Raw genomic sequence first — 22,315 nt, 5'->3', positions numbered from 1 at the left:
CATGTCTCCGAATTGCACATTGCTATACCGCAATGATCTTTCTCAGATAATAATTCCATCACAGTGATCAATTTCATGCTGAATGATCTGTGCGGTCCATCCAGTGAAGGTCTTAAGGCGTACTTGAAATTCTTCGTTTTGATACTGAACCTTAATGGTCTTGTAGCGTTTGGCCTTGCGCGTACCGGTTAATGATAAGCAGCCTTCCTCAGTCTCATATGGTTTTGAGCGCCGGATGATTTCCGGATTGAACATAATCATATACTTGCCGTCATAGTCGAAAGCAATAATGCGCTTATTGATGCCAATCATGTTCGCCGCCATCCCGACACAACCGTCTTTGTGAGCGGTCAGCGTGTCCAGCAAATCCTTGGCTGCACAAATGTCATCTTTCGTGGCGAGTTCTGCTTTGTGAGCAAGAAACGCTATATCCTTATTTATTGGTTGAATCATACTTATCCGCCTCTTCAGCCCTTGTTTTCAAGGTGTTGAAAATATGCCATCAGCTTTTCATTGCACACCTGCTCAATTTTTGCCTTCTCATCTTCGTTCAGGTGTTTCCAGATGGTCTCGTCAACCTGAATAATCCCCAGCGTCTTGGTGTGGCGCATAATACTCATATCCTCAAAGCGTTTATAAGGATAAATTAGTATATTATGTAGAATCTCTTTATCCGAAATATCCGCATTAAGGTAAACGCTCTTTGCTTTCTCAACTACTAAGCCATTTTTGCGTCTATTTTCAAAAAAGGACCGGAAATACGTCACGATATCATCCAGCCTCACACGACCCTTATTGTCGGCGTACTGTATTACTGCTTTGATGAGCACCGGTTTATAGGAATAGCTCATGTCCATCTGCTTGATCATTTCCATGAACAGGTCCTTCCGGTTGGAGTCGTCAATCAGCGTCCAGCCGTACTGCTCAGCATATTTGTGGAGCGTTTCCTCTTTGAAATATTTAAACATCCGGTGTTCACTCATAGGAACGACCAGATCTGGGACGAGTTTACCGTCTCTTACATATTTTTCGATGGTCTCTGACTGTACGTCCACACGGCGCACAAACTCCATTTGAGAGATCATTCCGGCAGCTTCTGCCTGCCAGTTGAAGATGTCCACAAGCTCATAATCCGTGGCATCTACCGGCCAGTCGATAAGAGCATCCGGCTTTTCGCCTCTGGCGTACAGACCCTTCTCAGCCTCAAGTTGGCCATTCGGGGAAAGCGCTAATCCGCCCGCGTGGTAATCCTTGAGCTGAAACAGACGGTGCAGGGACTGCGGTATGTTGTATTGGCTTGCGTTGTCAACGAAGTCAAACACCATCAGGCAGTCCTTACCTTCGGCCAAACGCATACCACGGCCTAGTTGCTGGGTGTAGAGAACTTTAGACATGGTGGGACGCGCCATAAACAGTACTTCGGTTTGGGGGCAGTCCCATCCTTCGTTAAGCAGGTCGCAGGCACACAAAACCTTAATTTCTCCGGAAGCGAATTTTGCAAGATGCTCCTGCCGTTCGGAGGCTTTCATGCCGCCGGATACAGAGCAGGCGGTAACGCACGCTTCGGAAAAGAGGGAAGCGATCTCCTTCGCATGCTTCACGCTCGCACAGAACACCACGGTGCGACGGTCTTTCACATATTGCAGCCATGTGTCTACGATCAGCTTGTTTCGTTCCGGTACATAGATTTTGTTCTCTAAATCGCGGATATTATATTGAACGCTATTGAAGCGTACTTTTGTCAAATCAATATTGGTGTGGATGCGGATGCAGCGCACAGAAACAAGTTCGCCGATTTCTACGGCAGTCTGAATGTCCAACTTGTGTGCCGTCTTTTTGAAAATGTCTAGAATAACGGTATTGTCGTCCATACGTTCAGGCGTAGCGGTAAGCCCAAGCGTAAACTGTGGCTTAAAATAGGCTATGACTTTCTGATATGTATCAGCGGAGGCATGATGTGCTTCGTCAATTATAAGATAGTTGAAATCGCTTTCTTTGAACTTGTCAAGGTTGAGCGCGACGCTCTGGATACTGCCACATACCACTTGGGTGTCAGGTTCTTTAACCGTATCAACAAAGCGGCCGATGGTCACTTCCGGCCAAAGACTTTCAAAAGTTTCCACCGCTTGTGCTACCAGCTCGTGGGTGTGGGCGAGAAAAAGCGTTCTACCTGCACAGGACTTGGCATCCATCACCGCAGTCACAGTCTTACCGGTGCCGGTCGCGTGATACAGAAGACCGATAGTCTCGTGATTGGTTCGCATCCCTTGTAGTGCTTTCAGTGCGGCCTTCTGGTGCTCCTTGAGTTCAAGGTTTACTGCGTCTATGGACTTCGCCCGCTGGGAGGGGAGGTAGTCCTCAATCTCCTTGAACTGTGGATAAGCTCCGAGAAAAACGCGCAATTCGTCCTTGATGGTATCTGGTTGTATCTGCATCTGGCGAACGGCGAACCGGTACACATCCCAGCCTAGGTGTACCATACTGTTTTGCTTAAGTAGATCATCATAGAATTTACCGGAAGCCACCAATTGTTTATTATGTGAGGCCTCGTCATCAACTTCGATAGCAATGCGATGAGACCCGTTTTCAAGAAGAAAATCAGCAAATCGACTGTTTTGATAAATATCATAAAAATGATACTGCGAGTAGAGATACCCTGCTTTTTCGGCACCAAATGTATCACTGAAAAGCTCTATGAACAGGTTTTCCGCAGAACTGCCTGATGCAGCGTAAAGTGTTGGCATTACGATTCCTCCCGGACTTCCTGTAACAGAATCCTTTTTTCAAATCCACCACGAGCTATTCGCTTTTTTTGGCAGATATCTTCTAACTGCACAATCGAATAACCTCTAGCAATTGCCGCTGCCCGGACAACTTCCAACAAATCTGCCAGTTCTTCAATGTTCTGATCTTGATGGTATTCCGCCAGTTCCTCGTCAAGCTTGGCATCTAACATACAAAGATATTCATCATCAGAGAGGATTGATGTAATACAGGTTTTTCCCGCAGCTGCAATGATTTCAGGAATACGATCACGCACTAATTTGTTATGAATAATAGTGTTCATTTTTAACTTTCCTGTTCTTGAGTAAGTTATTCTGCTAAACTTTTAGCCACCGAAAGCATTCGAAAAAATTCCTTTTCAAGTTCACCCATATTTGTCTCAGGTCCCCAACTTATGCGGATAGAATTTTCTATCTGCTCGATAGGAATTCCCATTGAGACAAGTACATAGCTGGGAGAATAGTTTTTTGATGTACATGCCGACCCGTTTGACACACTGCAATACTGCTTTGTTGAAATCATAAGAGCTTCAGAAGATACTCCGTGAAGGCATAGATTTAATGTGTTGTTCAAGCAATATTTCTGATCTCCATTAAAACTATAGCTAAGGCCAGAATCTTCGAGAAGTTTCAATAAAGACATTTTTATCGCACTTAGTTTAGCTTCATCCTTTTTGTATTCTATCTCAGCAATTTCGCATGCCTTCCCGCATCCACCGACAAGCGCTACCGGAATGGTGCCAGGACGTATTCCGTGTTCTTGCTGCCCACCGTACATTATTGCTTTCACAGGTGGCAGCTTATATTCCTTTTTCCTAAGAACTAATACCCCGACACCTTGTGGACCTCTTAATTTATGGGCACTGAAAGAAAGCATGTTGTATTTTAGCTCACGAATCTCCTGAACTAATTTCCCGCAGCTCTGAGTTGCGTCAACATGAAACAGCACATTTTGTTTTGACAGTTCTTCACCCAATTCCTTAACAGGCTGAATGATACCAGTTTCGTTATTAACATGCATCAGACTAACCAAGAGTGTATTAGCACAAACTTTTTTTAAAACTTTAGCAACATTGATCCGGCCAGATGATTCAGGATCAATAAAGTCCACGATAAAGCCCCTTTCTGACATTACCTTGACCGTCTCCATCACTGCCTTATGTTCAATTGAAGTCGTGATAATGTGATTTTTTCCGCTTTCAAGCGCATATGTTTGCAACCCCTGAATAGCAATATTATTGCTTTCCGTCGCTCCACTAGTGAAAAAAACCTCTGATGTGGAAACGCCTAATAATGAAGAAACCTGCTTTCTTGCAGTTTCTACAACAGAACGAGCATGATCTCCAAAGTCATGGGTACGGCTATCAGCGTTACCAAAGTTATTTTTATAGATATCTACCATCGCTTCTAATACTCTAGGTTCGACAGGAGACGATGCATTGTAATCCAAATATATACTCATCTTAATCTTCTACCGCCAATTTCAAGAGATCATCTAAACTCTTAATAAAACCAGTGCCGCAAAGATGGGCAATTCCGCGTTCCAAATTGAGCCTAAAATATTTGGACACAGCTTCTTTATCTGTAGGGAGCCCCATTGTCACACACCATGCTTTTACCAGTGCTTCATAGATCTCATAATAATCGCCACCAAAGGTGTACCAGGACATTTCCAGATTACTATCAGCAGCCAACAGGGTATCTGTTGGCAATGTTTTTTCCCCAAGCGAGTACGTCAGCGCCCATCTACATAGAATATTCCAGTTTTTAATGCCGGTCTTTCCTTTAAGGCGAGAAAGCTGATCTTTAGCCTGCTGAGACAGGCGAACTTGTTTAATAATCATTTTTCCTGAAAGTATCCTTTCAAAATAGTGGTACTTCTTGTTTCTTCACAGTAGCTTAATGTAAACTTATCCCCTATAGAGTCTTTCATCAATTCATAATAATTATGATCAATTTCAGTATCAGTGGATAGAATAATTGTTTGATCACTGGCATGTGGGAAATATGTAGTTACCACTGAAGTCCGATGCATGGAATCTAAACGTGAGAGCGGAGTATCAATAATTACAGGAAGTTTTTTCTTAGAACAAATAGCCAGTGCCCAGAGGATGGCTATTACCATCAGCTGTTTTTCTCCAGCTGATAAAGAGTCTTTATCTACTTTGATTCCGTTCTCCATGAGATATGACAAATCTAGAGTTTGGGGATCCATGACAATTTGTTGAATAAGATTCTTCTTGTTTGCGAGTTTTTTATAGCATTCCGTAATGGTTATCCCAAGTATACTTGTTTTCCGTTTCTGAAGTTCTATAGTGTATTCATCAATTATTCTCAAAGCAATGTTAGAATACTTAACCAAACGATCGGAATCATCCAGCAACTCGATATTTGTCAAATAATTTTCTGTTAAATGGTTGAATTCAATTGTCTTTGCAACTACGGATGCGTTTATAGAACTGCGATTCTGCTCAAGCGTTGCCAATTTTACTTCAAAATCAACTAAAATTGCATTCTGTTCTTTGAGTGACTGTAGTATACCACTCAATTTTTTCTCATTAATATCCAGCGACAGGTAATTATCTACTTCTTCCAGTTTTTTCTTTAGGCTCGACTTTCTTTGCAATGAGAACAGCGTAGTTCGCTTACTTTGATCAATAAGATCCTCAAGCAACCCATTTAACTGGAATAGCGCATGGTCAGACATTTCATACACGGATGTTGTTGCACCCGCAGAGGTTCTCTCCTTTACAAATTCAACGAAATCGTGACTTGCAGAATATGCGGCCTCGTGCTCTCGAGCGAATTCAATCAGCATATCATCGAGGTGACTTAATGCCTGTCGCATTATTAGATCATTATGCTCATCTTCGGCCTGTAGTTTTATCTGTTGAATCAAGTCTCTTACAAGTAAAAGTGGCAGTTCTCCAGATGCAATATCAATGAGTGCATTTTCGTTTTGTTCCATTTCAGCGAGAAGATTTGACTTTTGCTGCATCAATTCCTGCCTTTGTTCAACTACGTATCCACCACTGATTTCGTATTGAAGATGAAACCGATTTATCTTTTCTTTTTGTTGCTGTATGGAGACAGTTTGCTGCTCGATTTCGCTATCAATTTTTGCCAATTGATAAATCAAGTCATCTCGTTCCTGCCTAACGGCCTGGAGTTCTTCTGTAGATTCTTTTCCTTTAGTTTTTTTACTTATCCGTCGCAAACTTCGGTCAAGATCATTTTTTATAACATCTAAAACGCTTATACCCAGCATGGAGCGAATAGAATTTTTCATCTGTGCATTTGTGTTATCTACAGCGAGATCAGCTATTTTTTCTCCATCAAAAAAATAGAAACTTGATAACGCACTGGGAAGAATGTTTTCAACAAACATTGCCCAATTTTTTGTAAGAAAATCACTGTATTCGCTATTTTCCTGAACAGTAATAGTATCACTTGTCCTATTTGACAAGGCATCCCATTCTCTGCGAACCAAATATACCGCCGAATTACTTTCGTTTAAAATGAATTCAAGCTCGACAGAACTACGTTGACTCCAGGTGCCTTTGTTGACATATGATCTCAAATATTGACCATAAGATTTATAGCCACCTTCTTTGTAAGCAATAGAATTTGGTCCGTACAGCGCCAATAAAATTGCTTCAAGGAAAGTGGTCTTCCCACGACCGTTCATTCCACCGATTAGAACTATTGGGCGAGTATGGGTGAATTCAAATGTGTTTAAACCGGCATAAATGCCAAAGTTATCCATAGCTAGTCTTTTAATAATCATTACACATCACCCGCTGTGTCTTCACAACTATCTTCAGGGATATAGTCTAAAAACTTTTCGTTATATCTGCCGCCCATTTCCTTTTTGCGCGTCATTTTATTGGAATAATACTGTGTGGCATCAAATTCGTTTTGATAAAACGTCCGGCTAATTGTGGCTTCCAAATCATCAACTATACCTTTGCGTTGATTCAGGCCTGAAGCCTGATTTTCTACATCAATTAAGCTGTACATCATTTCAAAGACCAATTCTTCATCACTGTACAATTTTTCGCATACTGACTGCAATATATCCCATTCTTCTTTACCAAAATTGTTTTTATGAATCCACTCGGGATCTTCGAAAGGAATGTCCATGATGCTTTCATAAATCCGGGGCAAAGTGTCATCAAATTCATGCTTGTCCAACACCCATATTCTGCGAATAGATCTAAGCTCCTGAATTCGGATCAACTCAAGATCATGGAATTCTTCAGGACCGTTTCTGTTTATATGTTTTTGAACTTGAAGCAGCTTACAAAGCCACTCTTCACGGACTTCTTTTTTATATGGCCCATGAAATAACCTTCCGTAGTTACCCTGTAAATTACCATGCATTCTTCTAAAACTGCGTCGTTCTCGGTCTCCATCTTCATTACCAAATTCATTTCTAAATTTCAGAAGTGGTGTCATCCACTCTTTTTCCTCATCATTGGCGATCATAGCTTCCATGGATTTGTCTTTTTCAACCATCGTGCATACCCAACAACCGAAACGGCTTTTCCCACAGGACGGTAAATCCTTATCCATCATGAGCGGGCACTCGTTATCTGCTGTAGCGCCTTTGTACATGGTTAGCAAATCCATATTGGAGTATCCCCAAGGGTTCTTATATTGCATAAGGAATACCCAGACATCTTCGTCTGACCAGTCTTCCAAGGGAGAGAAGACTAACTCATTTGCGAGAGTCGGATTTGGGCTCAACAGCTCCCGAACACGCTTTTTCTCCAAATTGGTCATTGTTCTATTTCGGCGAGTACTTTCTTGCTTTCTTGTTCCTAGAACCAGAATGATTTCACCATGTTCTGCAATTTTACTCTTTATAAAGCGGTTTACTGGTTGAATCTTTAGGCGATCGGTGCACCAACGATATTTCATTCTGGGGAAGGGGTACCCCCGTCCAATTAGATTTACCCAAAAAGTATTATTGTAATCAGGAATTAACCTCTCCGGAATAAAAGGCAAATGCTTATCATCGGCTGCAATGCGCATAGAATCCAAAGACTTTTCCACCCATTTTGAAACCACAGGAGATTCTACTAAGGTATCCGTGTTCATGATATGTATTGGCTTTTTGCGTTGGTTGACCGGCAATTTTTCAATTGCCATCCACACCAATTGAACTGTGGCAGTACTGTCTTTCCCTCCAGAATAACCAATCATCCAAGGAATATCATCTGACAAATATAAATTTTGGACCGTGGTGATTAGTGCATTGATGCTTTCATTTGTTATGCTATTCATGTAAAATATCTTCCTATTCTGTTAACGACTTTGATAGTTGATTTTCAGCTGCGAATTCATCTGCTGTCAAAGGCAACCCAATCTCTTCCTTAATTACATTTGAAATTAATAGTGCCGCTTTCTTATTTGTAATAATGCGCCCATTTTGATTGATTGCTCTTAAATACCATTGCCGAGAGTTGCGATTCCAATTTACTTTTTCTAAATTTACCAAACACCGTTCCAGGCTAATATCCGTGTGCCTAAACAGATAATTTCCAATCCTCCCCAGCGCTTGGATAACTATGCTTTGGGTTGCAATGTAGTTTTCTCTTAAATCAACTTTCGTTATTTCTTTGTGTTCAAGCTCTTGCCACTGTAACATATGTAATGAAACATTATTCCAAAATACATATAGGAAGTCCCCAATGCCCGCATCAATGCTACGTCCAACAATTAGTTTATTTGCGGTGTAAAAGGTGTTTAATGTAAACAAGCTGGATGAAAATTTCCCTAGAATATCTTTTTCTTTATCCGTATATGTGTTTAAAAAATCAATTTTTCGAACAACATCCCTAGTAATAACCGCCATCTGATCCCGTGAATCATATAATTCTGAAATTGAGTTAGATGTTTTTACTGCATTCTTGTTCAAATCAGTAAAAATCTGCTGGCTTCTTTCTAAACCTTTATCCGCAAAAAACACAATAGGAATAGTTTCGTCACTTAAAGAAGGATCTTCTTGCAGTGCTTCCAAAATGGCTGATTTTCTATGTTGTCCATCATTAATTAGAAATTTCGCATCTAAAGCGACCTCCAGAACGCCAACATCCGGAATACCATCAGCTGGACGAAATTGAAAATTTCCGTCTATGGAAGCTGCTAAAGCAGAGAATACATAAGAATTCCTATTGCCTAAAATATATTTACTGATAATTGGAATTCGCGTTTCGTTTAATTTTCTTTGAGCACGGTATTCAGGTAATACATATTCATCATCAGATGGGAATAAACGTGACAGCATTTTCAAGGGAACCATTGCTATATAATAGTCTCTTGATGCCTGGATACCTTTTACCACTGGAAATTTATAGACAAAGTCCATGTTCTTCTCCTCATATACCACAGCAAGGGATATACTTAAGTATCTACTTAAGTATATCCCTTGCTGTGGTTAAAGTCAATATCAAGAAGAAGAATATTGGATTTTAGCGAGAGCTAAATGAAAGTTTAATTTTCCCCTCTAATGACTCTTTTCGAATCCATGCTAATACATTTTCTTTTAAATCTGCAATTGTTGCTCTTCCTGCCGTCATACTTGTTAAAAACAAAATAATTTCCTGATCAAGACTCAAACTTTGAATTAATGAATCTGCATTGTCTATTGCTTCTTTTAAGCGCAAAAAGACGTTTCTATCTATTACCCAAACTTCTGCAGCCTTAATATCTGCTAAGCAACTAGAAACCTTCTCTGAGTTAATGCCGCTAATCACCCTCAAGGTATTCGTTGTTGTTGAAGTTAAAACAGTGAAATGCTTTGCCCAGTCTTTTTTCACTGCTGTCTGAATTGACTTAAAATCCGTATCTGCGGAAGAGACCGCGTCTTTATCAGCGTATCCGGTTTTTATAGCATTCTGAAGATTAATCAGCAGCGCTTCCAAATCCGTTTTAATAGTATCCGCCAAGAAAAACTGTAAGTAGTCTTGTACATAATTCAGCTCTTCGATAAAGTCACTTGCCTGATTTACGAGCGTACGATACTTGCTATCTGTAGCCTCTTGTTGAGCTCTATTTACTTTAATCCCTTCAAGGCGACGCAGTTCTTTCATTTCCTTGATTCGACGATCTACTTTGTCAAAAATCATAATAATTCACTGCCTTCCTTCAAGGGATGTACTAATTACCATAAGAGCTTTTAATTCATCGGCGTATCGTGAGCAAGATTGTTCATTCTCAACTACATCGCCCAATGCATTCTTCCTAGAAATTAACTGCTTATCAACTTTATCAATATCTGCATCAATCTGGTTTAAGAAGTCAAGTAATGGCTGTAAGTCTGAGAGCGGATCTCCTGAAAAAGTCATAAGAATAGTCAGTGGGTCATCTTCATCCAGCACTTCACTTATGTCATTAATTGCCTTGGCAATTTGCTTAGTATTTTTCTTGACAGCATCGGATGATGAAACAGCCACGTTAATTTGCGCATTATTGATTTCTGTGTAAAACTCCTTACTTTTTGTTACTAGATCAAGGATATCGTCTTCATCAATCTCATCGTTATTAAAATAATCATAGATGGATTGAACAACAGTTAGCGCATTTGCGAGTTCAGCTTTAGCCACACTCTCAATACGATCAACAATGTCTTTCAGATAAGAGAAAACATCTCGACGAAGTTTCACAGTATCTTGTGATTGCAAGTCTTCTTCTGGAATAACAAGCTTATTAGTCTTAACATTTCGGAAAACACGCATTAGGTTTGGCTCATCAAGAACAATTACAGAACTGCCGCCACCTTGGGGCAAATTAAAATACTGTCGAACGGTTTCTCTGTTTGCGACATCGGCTCCCCTTTGAGAAAGAATAGTAACCAATGAATTCCATTCCCTTGAATGACTTGACTTAGCAGGTTTTGCTGTTTTTGCCTCAAACAAGTACTTCGCAGTTAAGTTTTTTAAACTCCGTTCCCTATATTCTCCGCACAAAATCATGCGGTACATTTCGGCAGCAATTGCCGCTTCAATATAACTGGTTTTAGAAAAAGCATTTACATTCACTGCTTTGACTAAATCATTTTTGATCCTTGATAACCCCGCAGTAATGAGGTATGCATCTAAATCGGAATCAGGATAGTTCCAGCTTTGATTTCCATATTCTCGCCAACGAATGAAAGCACTAATCAAGTTTACAGACTCCCAATTTGCGGGCATAGTATAAAATCCAGTGCCTTTTGTCTGATTCTCAAAACAAATCAATGTTGGGGTGGCATGTTCAACTTTCGACACGTTATCCATCGATATACCTTCAGCTGCCCAATTGATTGAGGAGAACAGGAATTTACACATATCTCCTTGAGCCGCACGAAGGATGCCTGTTATTCCTACCGTTGCAGAGACATCAATAATCTGACCATTAGACCAATTAGTTAATACCGCATTTGCTTTACTAACTCTTTCCTGCGATTTCAGGGGGATGGGCGAAGGAACAGGAGCCGGCTCTGGAGCTAGCTCGGGAGTCGATGCAAATACCGATCCAGGTCCTGGTTTTGGTGGTTGTATTTCAGATAAGCTTAATATCGGAAGGCCTAATTCCTCTATTATTTCTTTTTTTACCGCTGCAATGTAAGTCGAACCGTCTTGCGTATATTGATCAGGATTACCATCGCCCCAAATACTCAAGAATCTCAGCAAACGATCTGCTTGAGCTTCATCTTTAATCTGACTGTGAATACGGTAACTTAATGTAGTATTGACATTTACGATATTGTATTTCAAACTCGGGAATTTATCCACATTGCTCAATATATCATTTACAACAGGCTCAATAATATCTCGAATAATATATCTAGGCGTTTGATGCCCTTTTGTTAGTCCATACTTATAAAGATAACGAATGCTGCTCTTAGAAAAAGGATATAAACATAATTGCTTACCGGATTCGATGGTAACATATTCCCAATTGGCCCCCTCTTTGACCTCGTGAACTGGATATTCAGAAGGCGCTGCGTGATTGTTTAACCACACTGAAATAGTCGACTCCGGAAGAGACATTGTATTAATATATTTTCCGACAAATTCAAAAATCCCATCCTCGTCAAACACATCGCTGGGGATATATATATATTGAGTAATACGGTCCTTATGGTTATCCCTAAAATTATTCTGAAGATAGTTGCTGGTGGTGCCAACTATAGAAGCAATGCGGCAAATATTATCGTCCGCATTCATACCTGTATGTTCGACAATTAACGCATCGAGCAATGCATCATCAACACCGGTAAAGGAAGTAACGTCTTCAATAAACAAGGTCAGATTTTTCCCAATACGATAAAGTTCTTTTCGAATCTCCTGAAAAATCTGCCTGAAATCACCAGGTTCAATTCCGGCACACCGTTGAATGACATCATTTACAAATTGATTTAAATAATCTGCTATTTTCTTTGCATCTTCAGCGCCACTCTCATCTGCCATTAATTCGCGAGCCATTTTTTCAGCTTTAGGATCAGCGCCTGCTCTATAAATATCTTCGAACAAATCGGTAGAAACCATGAAATCATCGGCAATAAACTGAGCAACTGTATCCCGGTCAACCAGGGTATGTTCGGCAATTTTCGAATACATACGCGCAATTGGGCCTGTCGCAGACATCAAATAATTATGAACTACTTCATTGTTTAAAAATGCTTCCAAACGTTTTCTTTTTACATTAGTTATTCTTATAGGATGGCTTTCATCATCATGCTCAATTTCGATAATGAAATTATGATAGATCATGTCCTTGAGCTTGTTTTCATCAACGAAAACAGAGGCTCGCACCAATCTTTCATATATATCTCTATTTGCAATGCCTTGAACTTCCGACTTCTCAAGAAGTTGGCGAATTGTTCCTTTTAATGTGTTATCACTACGTCTGATAAACAAAACGACTTCATTTTCTGGCTTTTCTTGCTGAAAGCGGGCTTCAAACCATCTGATTAAATGAGACTTACCAGTACCGCTCTGACCATAGACAGCGATGAATTGATGCTTATTCTCCGAATTTAAAATGTGCTTTTTATAGATAGCCTCTTCAGAGTAATCCCTGCCACCTGATGGCTGGATATCAAACTTATTAAGTAAATGGAGGCGTCTAATTGCTACATGTGTTGCTAGAAAATCGCCTTGCGATGCAGTGATTGAATCTGCTTTTACAACATAGCTAAGTCGTTCTCTTGCTATATTTGAATCCATATTACGCCTCCTAACTGCAAATGGTTATGTTGGTAACGGTGTTGCTAATTGCGTGGGCTTTTAGTGTGTAAAGGTTCCAAATGTCCTCCTGGTCCAAAATATGTTCAAGTTTAACAACACCGGCATCATGAAGCGCACGAAGACCGTTAGAAATACCGTAGTTCAATTTACGGTTTGCCGGATTTGCATCAATTATCATATGGCAATATGGCATTATACGAGATATAAACTCTCCAAAAGAATACCTTCTGTTTTTGTCAAACTCAGCGATTTCAATTATATCTTTTAAGAAAACATCAGCATTGGGAATTACAAACATTTCCTGCAAGTATCCAAGGCCAAGAAATGATACCCAAAAGCGCCATGCACGCATAGCCACTGCATCCACTGGTCGGTTAATCATTTGGCTCAACAATGGTGCCATATTAGCAACATTTTTCTCACCCTTAAGAACCGCACCGTCAAGTGAATAATATGCTTTCGTAACTTGATAGAATTGTCCAGTGCTAAATTGTTCCAGCATACCATTCACATATTTTCTCAGGGAGTCAATTGATTTAATAGTGCTTGAATCTACTGCCAATGAAACCATGTTGTCTGAAATGGTAATCAATTTAAGTTCTTCCGCAGCATTACGATAATCGGAATAATATGTAGATCCATTATTCAGAAAGTCCGGTTCCATTTTGTCCTTCAGATCCGAGTTTGAGACCGGTTTTTTTTCTGCTATTTTGCAGAGAGTATAGACTCTTTCCGGAATGGCTGTTGTTACCATTTTATCTAGAAACATATTGCCTCCTTATGCGTATGGACAAACTGATTTAATAGGTATTACCGACCCATCAACTAAATCCGAAAAAGCCTTGTTTATCCATTCAAAAAATGTATTTTCCCTCAGGATATGCACCACTTTAATACCAGGTTGTTTGCTCAAGTTATTTGTAATATAAATTAGTTGATCATATATTTCTTTCGGTGTTCCGCTATAGGATACCGCGACCACACCCGAAATATAATAGTGACTTTTTCTCTTAATAAGTTCTCTCAAGGAGCAACCGTTCAAGATCAATAAATTTTTTAGGCAAGTAATTGAATCTAAATAATGCTCTATATTCTTATCAGTAGATATAACCAAAACAGCTAATCGTTTTTCCATGAGAAAATTCACTAATTGGGCTTCCTGTGATTCCGTCGCAATAAATATAATATCGCTGGCTCCTCCAAAAAGGGCTAACTGATCTTGAGCTAACTCCTTCATTGGCATTTTTACTGGCACCTTTAAAGGAAATTCGAGGAAGTCCCCTTCATTGACATTACTGTGAGCATTGCACCCCGCACAGTATTCTGAAACTTTATCATATGTTTCATAAAACATTTCAGACCAGCATACTTTTCCGCTGTTTTTTATTGCATGTTGCATCGAATGAAATGCGTCGACATAGTACGCCCACTCAGTTACACGAATTTGATCTATTTCTTGAAATAGTCTATTATCATTAACACGTAATGCATCTTCAATTATTTCAATCACAAAAATATACTTACCAGACTGTGGCAAAACTTCGCGAATACAAATCAAACCATACCGTCTTAGCAATAAGATTACATAGATATTCCAGTTCATATCGGCGTCAGAAGTTGGAGTGTCATCAAAGGTATCTGCCACACTGTAGTTCGGTTTAATTGTAGTATCTATATAATTTAAATTGCCAACTCGTTGCGAACTCTTACTGTTATACATGCTATTCCATCGACCAATAATCTTTTCTGTCGTCATTACCTTTTTAGAAATGCGTTGAAAAGAAATATTAATATCATCTGGATGGATACACATGATACTCAGACATGGCAATTTATCCCGACCACCACGACCAAGCTCTTGGTAATATGCATTTGGATTCTGCGGAATATACATATGTAAAACAGTGCGTACATCGCTCTTATCTACACCCACACCAAAAGCAGATGTTGCAATCATGATTTCAAATTGGTCATCAACCCAAGCATCTATCAACTCTTTCCTTTTAGGTCCCGTAGTTAATCCGGTAAATGTTTTTACATTCGAAATTCCATTTTCATTAAGAAGGTTCTTAATATCGGATGCATCATCTGGCCGTGCAACATAGATAATCATTGGATGTGGCATTTTTCGAACCAGTTCGAGCATCTTCCTGTTTTTATCGGTATATGACTTGGCCTTGACTAACATATAATGTGGTTCATGCCTTAAGGAATCGCATCGAATTTCAATCCATTTACCATCATGAGCAAAGAAATCTTTTAGGATAGAGACGCAATGACGTTCATACGTTGCAGAGAGCAGTATCGTCCTAATTGATGGATTGCTAAGAAGCATTTTCTTACGCCATGATTCCAAGCATTGATAATCAATACGAAATGATGCACCCCAATCTACGACAATGTGAGCCTCATCGATAACTATATTTTTTAAATAACGAGTAGCGTTTGCTTCTTTAATAACATCGGAAAAACCCTGATTATTAATTAGAGATTCAGGGGAAATAAACAGCATTCGTGCCGCTTTTTGCTTAATCGCTCTAAGAATAGGAGCAGCGTCCACACCACTACTGTAAGAAAAGATCTCGCTATCGATGTTACTAGACTTAATAATTTGCTTAGCTACTCGAACTTGGTCTATAGCTAAAGATACTGTTGGCACGATTACGACCGTCAAACCATCTTTCTGATATGACAGTGTTTGTGTTATAAGGCTTTTCCCACCACCTGTGGGAAGTGATACCAATGTTGTAAACCCATCTGGAGTGTTTAATGCACCATAGACCGCCAATTTTTGATCCATCGATTTAAAAAACGAAAAACCAGTAATTTTTCGAATCGCTGGATCCGTATGCAGAGCATAATCTTTTATAGAATGTTTCTCAGAACATTCCGCATTCAAGTAGGAATATTCTACAAAGGCGTGATTTATATAATCAGGAAAACAAAAGGCAGCAAAATACCTTTCACTCTGTGGATCTCGAGAGATAGCAAATAAATTATCTTCTGGGATCTTAATCTTATCAAGACAGATGTCTGTTTGAAATGTTAATAAATAATCCCTTAATGCAATCAGAAAATTATTTAATCCACAACCATGGTCACTGAATAAGTTAAAAGCAACCTTCAAGCGTTTAATTGTATGTAATTTGAATTGCTCAATAGAATCTTTGCCTTCATCAAATGCAATAGGCAGTTGGTCGATTCTGTAATTTAAATAATCTTCGACAAGAGATTCAATTCTCGATTTGCCCATTTGTTGCTCCCACCATCCATACAAAAGCTGCAGAATCCAAAGTAACTTTGGGTCGTCTTATTATTTCCCAAATTACTTCCTGCTCATGCTTAAGTGATTCTAATTTATCATCACTAATACCATAGAACTCACTATTTGCAACTCTAGCGGACAAAGTACGTTCCATTTCTTCCCGAGCACCGTGAATATTTGATCTACGTTTGAACTGCTCAAAAGCTTTTTCATAAGCTGTTTTCCGGGCATTTGTTATTATTTCCGTCCAGGATTCTTCAGAATATTCTTCCTTAAACCAAGCGACATTTGACGGTCCATTGATAATATCTTTTAAATAACCGGCTGAATGGCTTCTCTTTCCAAGATGAATCGTTTTTTCTTTTTTAAATCCAGCATTTAATACCTGAATATATTCGCGAAGAATCTTTTCATCGCTATAAGACTCTAAGTTCTCTATACTGATTGGAACAACAACTTGCTCAGACATCAGATAGTTTCTATATGGACTGAGTGTATAAATGGAAATTTCGTGATCCAAAAGATAAGCCTCATTAGGCGCTAATGACCAGGTGAAAATCAGTCCCTTCCAGTTTATATTTGCATGGATAGCAAATGCGCTGGCGTTTCCCTTACAGGATTTCATTGCATTATTTACAATACAATCGAAAATGTCGTCACCCGGAGCAAAGAAATGCAAATAGTCATTTTCTATAGCTTGTTTTCGTATAAAAGTTCCCTTTATGGAACGCTCCTGACTCTTTATCGCCTTGCTTTTATTATAAGCATCTTGGATATCATTAACGAATTTGTTCTGCTTAGAATTTAAATAATCGTTCCATCGAGGAGGAATAAGCTGAGAATTTATTGCAGATTTAGGAGAAAAAGAAGAAGCAGCATACGTAATTATCCCAGATTTACTGCCGAATCCGCAGAAACCAGCCAAATTAGCCCAATTTGTCATTGTAGTTGCGAATAGTTCGTTCTCATTACTCGCATAATAATCAATTAGCCGTTTTAATTCAGCATACATAGGCCGAAACATAAATCCAGCTGCATCATAATTTTGCTCTTTTCGGACAGTTTCTCTCATGGAATCAGCCAACTCAATTATCTTGGGAACCCGTTCAAAAAGTCCATATTTAAAGTCTTCCTGAACAGCAGAAATAATCTCATGGTTTATGTCCTTCATAATAATTTCCATGCCGCTTAGGGATTGCGTGAAGATTTTTAATCCCTTACTCCAGAAACTAAACAAAGCATCTTCAAAAGAATCTTCAGTATGAACTACAACAGAATACACAACTGGCCTTGATTGGTCGCGTTCAAGACGATCCAACCTACCAATTCGCTGTTCTATCATATTGGCATCCCAAGGAAGATCGATATGAACAATATAATCTGCGCACTGGAAGTTTCTGCCTTCTCCGCCGGTATAATCACAAAGCATTAGTCGGCATGTTGATTCGGTCTGGAAACGGTATGCATTTAGTTCTATTTCCTCTGTGGACATACCCGCACCGAAGAAACTTATTTCTTCAGCAGAGAACACTTTTTCCATTGCACTCCGGTAAGCACTGAAAGTCTCTTTATAGTTTGTAAACAGAACTATCTTCTTATCATACAATTCTTCATACAGGAGATTCAGTACAGAGATTATTCTAGAACAATAATCATCTTCATATGTATCCGGGTCATTCAAAATTTCGGAAATGTTTTTTATTAGATGATCCTCTGAATACAACCAGTTTTCAGCATTGCTAAATAAATCAGGGCCTAATTCAACACCTTCCTTTTTTAATAATTTAAGCTGGTATAAAAAAGCCCAAGGTGAACTAAAGAACGCCCCTAATAATGGACGTACAATATTTTCAATATCAATCGAATCAGCACTTTCTGTCAACCAATCCGATATGAGCTGATAGCAAACAGACTCATATGTATTCTTATCTTTATCTAATTGATACGTTATTGTTGAGAGTTCACGGGTCGGAAGCAAACAATTCTCATCTTCGCTAGTTTCAAGGATTTTGCGGCGATTTCGAATAATATTACTCTCGACCTGGTAATTACTGCAGATATAGGAGATAATCACCTTGATTTGATAAACACCCAAATCTTCATCGCAAAAGCGAATATCATCTAATAATGCTGTTAACTTTTCGTCATTTAGATCATCACATATATCTGCCAGATCATCATAAATTTCCTCATACAGTTCTTTACAATCTTCCAAACTATGAGGATCATGCCCATTGTTTCTTTGATTACCTATTTCTTCTTCAAAGTCTCCTAAATCATCAAGTAACAAAGCGGTTTTTTGAATGATTCGACTTTGCTTTCCGACTAAGGAACTGAAGCGATCTAAATCATATGAATCATACTTTTGCGGTTGTAATAAACGAAGCAATTCAAAATACTCTTCTCGCCGCTGCTGAACGGGCGTAGCGCTTAATAGCAAGATGTTCTTTGCAGACAGGCTAATTGAATGTAATAATGAATAATAGCCTGTATTAGCGAGGTATTTATGTACTTCATCAATAATAACAAAATCCCATTTTTGTTTAGTATCGACCAAGCCAATTTCATGAATGGATCTAACTGTTATGCAGTTGTTGTCCTTTCCAAAACCAGTCGAAATATTAAATTTTAATAGAAGTTCAGTTCTCCATTGTTCTCCCAACGTCTCCGGAACAATAATTAGGGCATTTATATTGGCTCGATTTTGCATAAATATTTTGAGAATGGAAATTGCCTCAATGGTTTTGCCCATACCCACTTCATCAGCCAACATGTACCGACAGGGACTTTCTTGTAGGCAACGCATTATTGAATTTATCTGATGGGGCAGAAGGTATATCTTTGAACCTGCTAGCTCTTTAAACCCGTAAATGGAGTTCTCTAAAACATTCATACTCCGGGAAACAACTGCATGCCCCATATACCAGCATGGATTCTGGAATTCATATTTTTGCAGTTGAACAGATGGATCTACCTTTCCATTTGTAAAAGATGCTATGATATCTTTTTCAGAAACCCTATATATTGTTTTAGATTTTACTATCTGGACATAGTAATAGTAAAAGCCATCTTTAGACCTCTGCTCAGTTAAGACTTTACAGATTTCACCCTTTACTACTACATCTGAACCGATAAACATGCTGCAGTGATCAACTAAATTTATTGGTAACTCAATCGTTCCACGAGGAATATCTTCAAAAAACAGCAAAAACTCGAAGGGGTCATGAATCTTAACAGTTAATGTTTTTTTGAATTCATCAATTCTTATAATCTGTCCGCAAACGAAGACTCTAGGATCTGTCTTGCTTTCCAGATCTGCCGGACATCTTACATACATTTTTTCACTTAGCATAAGCTGCTCCTTAGGAATCACTTCTAGCGAAGTAAGCTGCGCATAACTCTCTATTTGAGCAATATTGGCACCATAAATCTACATTCTTTCGGAATTTGAGCTTTTGTAATACTTCATCAGACAATTCATCAGCCATCTTTTCATCTGTAATAGCTGGGAATTTATCCTGTAAAATATTCTTCCTAAATGTTTTTGGATCTGCAAGTTGCTTATGTATGAATAACTCCCGAATCATCATATACTGTCTTTGCTCCCCGGATAGGATTGGGAAAGCTTTAGTCATATTATCCAGCATACGATTCCTTATATTGTTAATTACATCCATACGATTTACATTTAAAATAAACGGGAAGTACTTTTTCAATTCATCAAATGCATCGTTCAATTTCTCAATCAATACGATTTCACTGATTGGCAATCCTTGAAGATCCTCTTTTACCTGATTCTCGAGCAAAACTTCTAAATATTTGACAAGCAGAAAGTTATCTTTGTATACGGTAGTTCCCTCGACAATAGACTCAAGCAAGAAACGGTATTTGCAAATACGATATCGGAAATAATCATACTCAGTATATAGCCCGGTCGCACTACCAGAAACTGCTATATCTGATACATCAGCAAGAAACCGACCAATTCTAGTTTCCTCATAAGGCATCTTTTTTACTCCAAGAATTTTTAACAAATAGTAGGGATCACGTTCTTTATCTCCATCCCGTTTAACGTAGCTCAGTTTAAACTTAGCCCGATTGAACTCTAGTCCATAGAGCAAAGCATATCGTTTGAAATTTTTGTATTCTTTTCGTGCCTTAACAAATACCTGATACTTCCAATCAACCGGTTCCTGCGCAACTTCGAAGAAATTATCATCTAATGGCCACGAAAAAACGGCCTTTTTAACAGAATTAATGTCCTCATCCGATAGGCATGCAAAGTGATAAATAATTGCGTCGTTTACGACTTTCTCATCTGATCTACGCATTATATCGCCATCAATCTGTTCAAAGTTCCTAACAATCCAGTTGGCACTCTTTCCCGGTTTTGTTTCCTGAACAAGATAAATGGACATAGTCGCTTTTAAACACTCAAACGAAGCAGACGCATCAATATTTTCCACCTCTTTAAGTCGCTCAAGAACTCGGCGAATAATATCAGTAAACTCTTCGTCCAAATCACGAGCATCTAAAATATCATCCTGTAAGTAGTTCTTAAGCCTCTTATAAAATTCTCTGAAATTATGCGACTGGTTTTCAAAATCCTCATAGAAATATGCTGCCAGTTCATCTAAATCAGTTAAAGCCTGCTCAAGTTTGGAAAGATCTTCCTTCGTAGCGCTGTAGTACGAGATGTGACTAACATATTCCTTTTTAGTTTGATCAGTTAAATGTTTCTGATTCTTTTTCAGCTTTTTAAGACGAGATACCATCTCATCAATAGAGGTACAGCCTTCAAACAAAGCAGATGTGCTTCCAAAAATGGTTGCTAATTGCCCTAAATATTCTTCCTTAAGAATCCCTGCTTCTAAGCATTCTTTGATATCATTAATGTCTGTAATAAGGATTTCATTGCTGGAATAATCCCACATGCTGGCAATTGCTATAAAGAAATGCCCCAAAGGATAATCTAAAAATTGCCGTTCTCCAAATTGCTCGGGGAAATAGATCTTGAGAATATCATTAGCAGAACTATCTGCAGCATATATCTGTTCCCGCATACTACTCATCGGATTTGCAGGGTCTGCCTTTTCTGCAGCTTCAAACAGATCCGCAACGTAGCTCGCAAATTCTGTCATATTGTCAAATTCTATAATTTCATAAGAAGTATCATAAACAATATCGTCTGTCCGACCGTCTATTAACTTTCCCAAATTATCTGCCAATACATTCCCCTTATAACTTGCAGGATATTGCAGACTTGGCCTGAATTCTGTCCCATCAAAATTTATAATTTGGCAGTCAAATGCATTATAAATATCAATCCAGGTTTGATATGCATTCTTGTACTGTGTCTGATAATTAAACAAAAGAATGACTTTTTTATATTCAGACAGCTTTTCTATTGCACGTAGCATGATCGGGGAAAACTGATGGACGCCGTGGATTACAATTCGATCCATATGAACAGGAAATGGATCAAAGTCATTACGTGCTTTTGCCATGGTTTTTTTTAAAGTCTCATCAATAGATGCCTCATCAAAGTCACTTATTAATATAAAATCTTTTTTCTTTTCTGAGGACAAGATCTTTTTAAATACTTCAACAATAAAAGTCTGTTCCGGTGTAAGCTTGTCCATGATAATATCCTGAACATTCATGTTTAATTCAAACATTACACGGATACTCTGAAATACCTCTTCGCGATTAAAAAGAAAAGCTCTTGCGATATTCTCCTGCATGGTCTCGCCTAATACAGGGGAAAGGGCATTGGCAATAATGTTATCAATATCCGTGTGTTGCTTTACAATACACACAGTGCTTTCCCAATAATCGAAAAGAGATTCTATGAAGTTTTGTACTGTTGTAACTCGACCCTGCTGAAAGTCCTTTTTATAGAGGTTTTTTAGGCCATTGACCAAAGTCTGAGAAGCGCAGAAATATGGGCATGATTTAATTTCATCCCAGTATGGCTCAGCGTCTAGCTTATATGGGTCTCGATATGTGTAAATTTCAATTGGCATCTT

The 22,315-nt window shown here is 38.8% G+C and carries 14 protein-coding genes; all 14 read right to left on the bottom strand.

The window, feature by feature from the left end:
- Positions 1-42: 42 nt before the first annotated feature.
- The 14 genes from B9A13_RS07580 to B9A13_RS07515 all read right to left on the bottom strand — a co-directional run bounded on the left by B9A13_RS07580 (position 43) and on the right by B9A13_RS07515 (position 22,312).
- Positions 43-453, bottom strand: coding sequence for a peptide deformylase (locus B9A13_RS07580; protein WP_084234541.1), 411 nt, complete (start codon positions 451-453; stop codon positions 43-45).
- A gap of 14 nt (positions 454-467) precedes the next feature.
- On the bottom strand, positions 468-2,744 hold the full coding sequence (locus tag B9A13_RS07575) for a DEAD/DEAH box helicase (protein ID WP_084234540.1): 2,277 nt from the start codon (positions 2,742-2,744) through the stop codon (positions 468-470).
- Complete coding sequence (locus tag B9A13_RS07570; RefSeq protein ID WP_084234539.1) at positions 2,744-3,067, bottom strand: nucleoside triphosphate pyrophosphohydrolase; 324 nt, start codon at positions 3,065-3,067, stop codon at positions 2,744-2,746. Before B9A13_RS07570 ends, B9A13_RS07575 begins: the two co-directional genes overlap by 1 nt.
- 26 nt (positions 3,068-3,093) lie before the next feature.
- On the bottom strand, positions 3,094-4,245 hold the full coding sequence (locus B9A13_RS07565) for a cysteine desulfurase family protein (RefSeq protein ID WP_084234538.1): 1,152 nt from the start codon (positions 4,243-4,245) through the stop codon (positions 3,094-3,096).
- A gap of 1 nt (position 4,246) precedes the next feature.
- Complete coding sequence (gene dndE / locus B9A13_RS07560) at positions 4,247-4,627, bottom strand: DNA sulfur modification protein DndE (RefSeq protein WP_084234537.1); 381 nt, start codon at positions 4,625-4,627, stop codon at positions 4,247-4,249.
- The gene (dndD, locus tag B9A13_RS07555; protein WP_084234536.1) at positions 4,624-6,570 is read right to left on the bottom strand and encodes a DNA sulfur modification protein DndD; all 1,947 of its coding nucleotides are present in this window, start codon (positions 6,568-6,570) and stop codon (positions 4,624-4,626) included. Before dndD ends, dndE begins: the two co-directional genes overlap by 4 nt.
- Complete coding sequence (gene dndC, locus B9A13_RS07550; RefSeq protein WP_084234535.1) at positions 6,570-8,072, bottom strand: DNA phosphorothioation system sulfurtransferase DndC; 1,503 nt, start codon at positions 8,070-8,072, stop codon at positions 6,570-6,572. The genes dndD and dndC overlap by 1 nt, the downstream gene beginning before the upstream one ends.
- Positions 8,073-8,085: 13 nt before the next feature.
- Positions 8,086-9,156, bottom strand: a complete 1,071-nt coding sequence (gene dndB / locus B9A13_RS07545; RefSeq protein WP_084234534.1) for a DNA sulfur modification protein DndB — start codon at positions 9,154-9,156, stop codon at positions 8,086-8,088.
- A gap of 103 nt (positions 9,157-9,259) precedes the next feature.
- Complete coding sequence (locus B9A13_RS07540) at positions 9,260-9,916, bottom strand: hypothetical protein (RefSeq protein WP_084234533.1); 657 nt, start codon at positions 9,914-9,916, stop codon at positions 9,260-9,262.
- Positions 9,917-9,922: 6 nt separating this feature from the next.
- Complete coding sequence (locus B9A13_RS07535) at positions 9,923-13,000, bottom strand: ATP-binding protein (protein WP_084234532.1); 3,078 nt, start codon at positions 12,998-13,000, stop codon at positions 9,923-9,925.
- A 10-nt stretch (positions 13,001-13,010) separates the two neighbouring features.
- Positions 13,011-13,790: a hypothetical protein gene (locus tag B9A13_RS07530; RefSeq protein ID WP_084234531.1), complete on the bottom strand. Its 780-nt coding sequence runs from the start codon at positions 13,788-13,790 to the stop codon at positions 13,011-13,013.
- Between the two features lie 9 nt (positions 13,791-13,799).
- A complete protein-coding gene (locus B9A13_RS07525; RefSeq protein WP_084234530.1) occupies positions 13,800-16,274 on the bottom strand; it encodes a DEAD/DEAH box helicase in 2,475 nt (824 codons plus the stop codon).
- Complete coding sequence (locus tag B9A13_RS07520; protein WP_084234529.1) at positions 16,255-19,638, bottom strand: SNF2-related protein; 3,384 nt, start codon at positions 19,636-19,638, stop codon at positions 16,255-16,257. The genes B9A13_RS07525 and B9A13_RS07520 overlap by 20 nt, the downstream gene beginning before the upstream one ends.
- 10 nt (positions 19,639-19,648) lie before the next feature.
- Positions 19,649-22,312 carry a hypothetical protein gene (locus tag B9A13_RS07515; protein ID WP_084234528.1) on the bottom strand — a complete coding sequence of 888 codons (2,664 nt, stop codon included), beginning with the start codon at positions 22,310-22,312 and terminating at the stop codon, positions 19,649-19,651.
- Positions 22,313-22,315 lie beyond the last annotated feature (3 nt).

Origin of the sequence: Papillibacter cinnamivorans DSM 12816 (assembly GCF_900176335.1) — a bacterium.
GTDB lineage: Bacteria > Bacillota > Clostridia > Oscillospirales > Oscillospiraceae > Papillibacter > Papillibacter cinnamivorans.
This window is presented reverse-complemented; position numbering and strand designations above follow the sequence as displayed.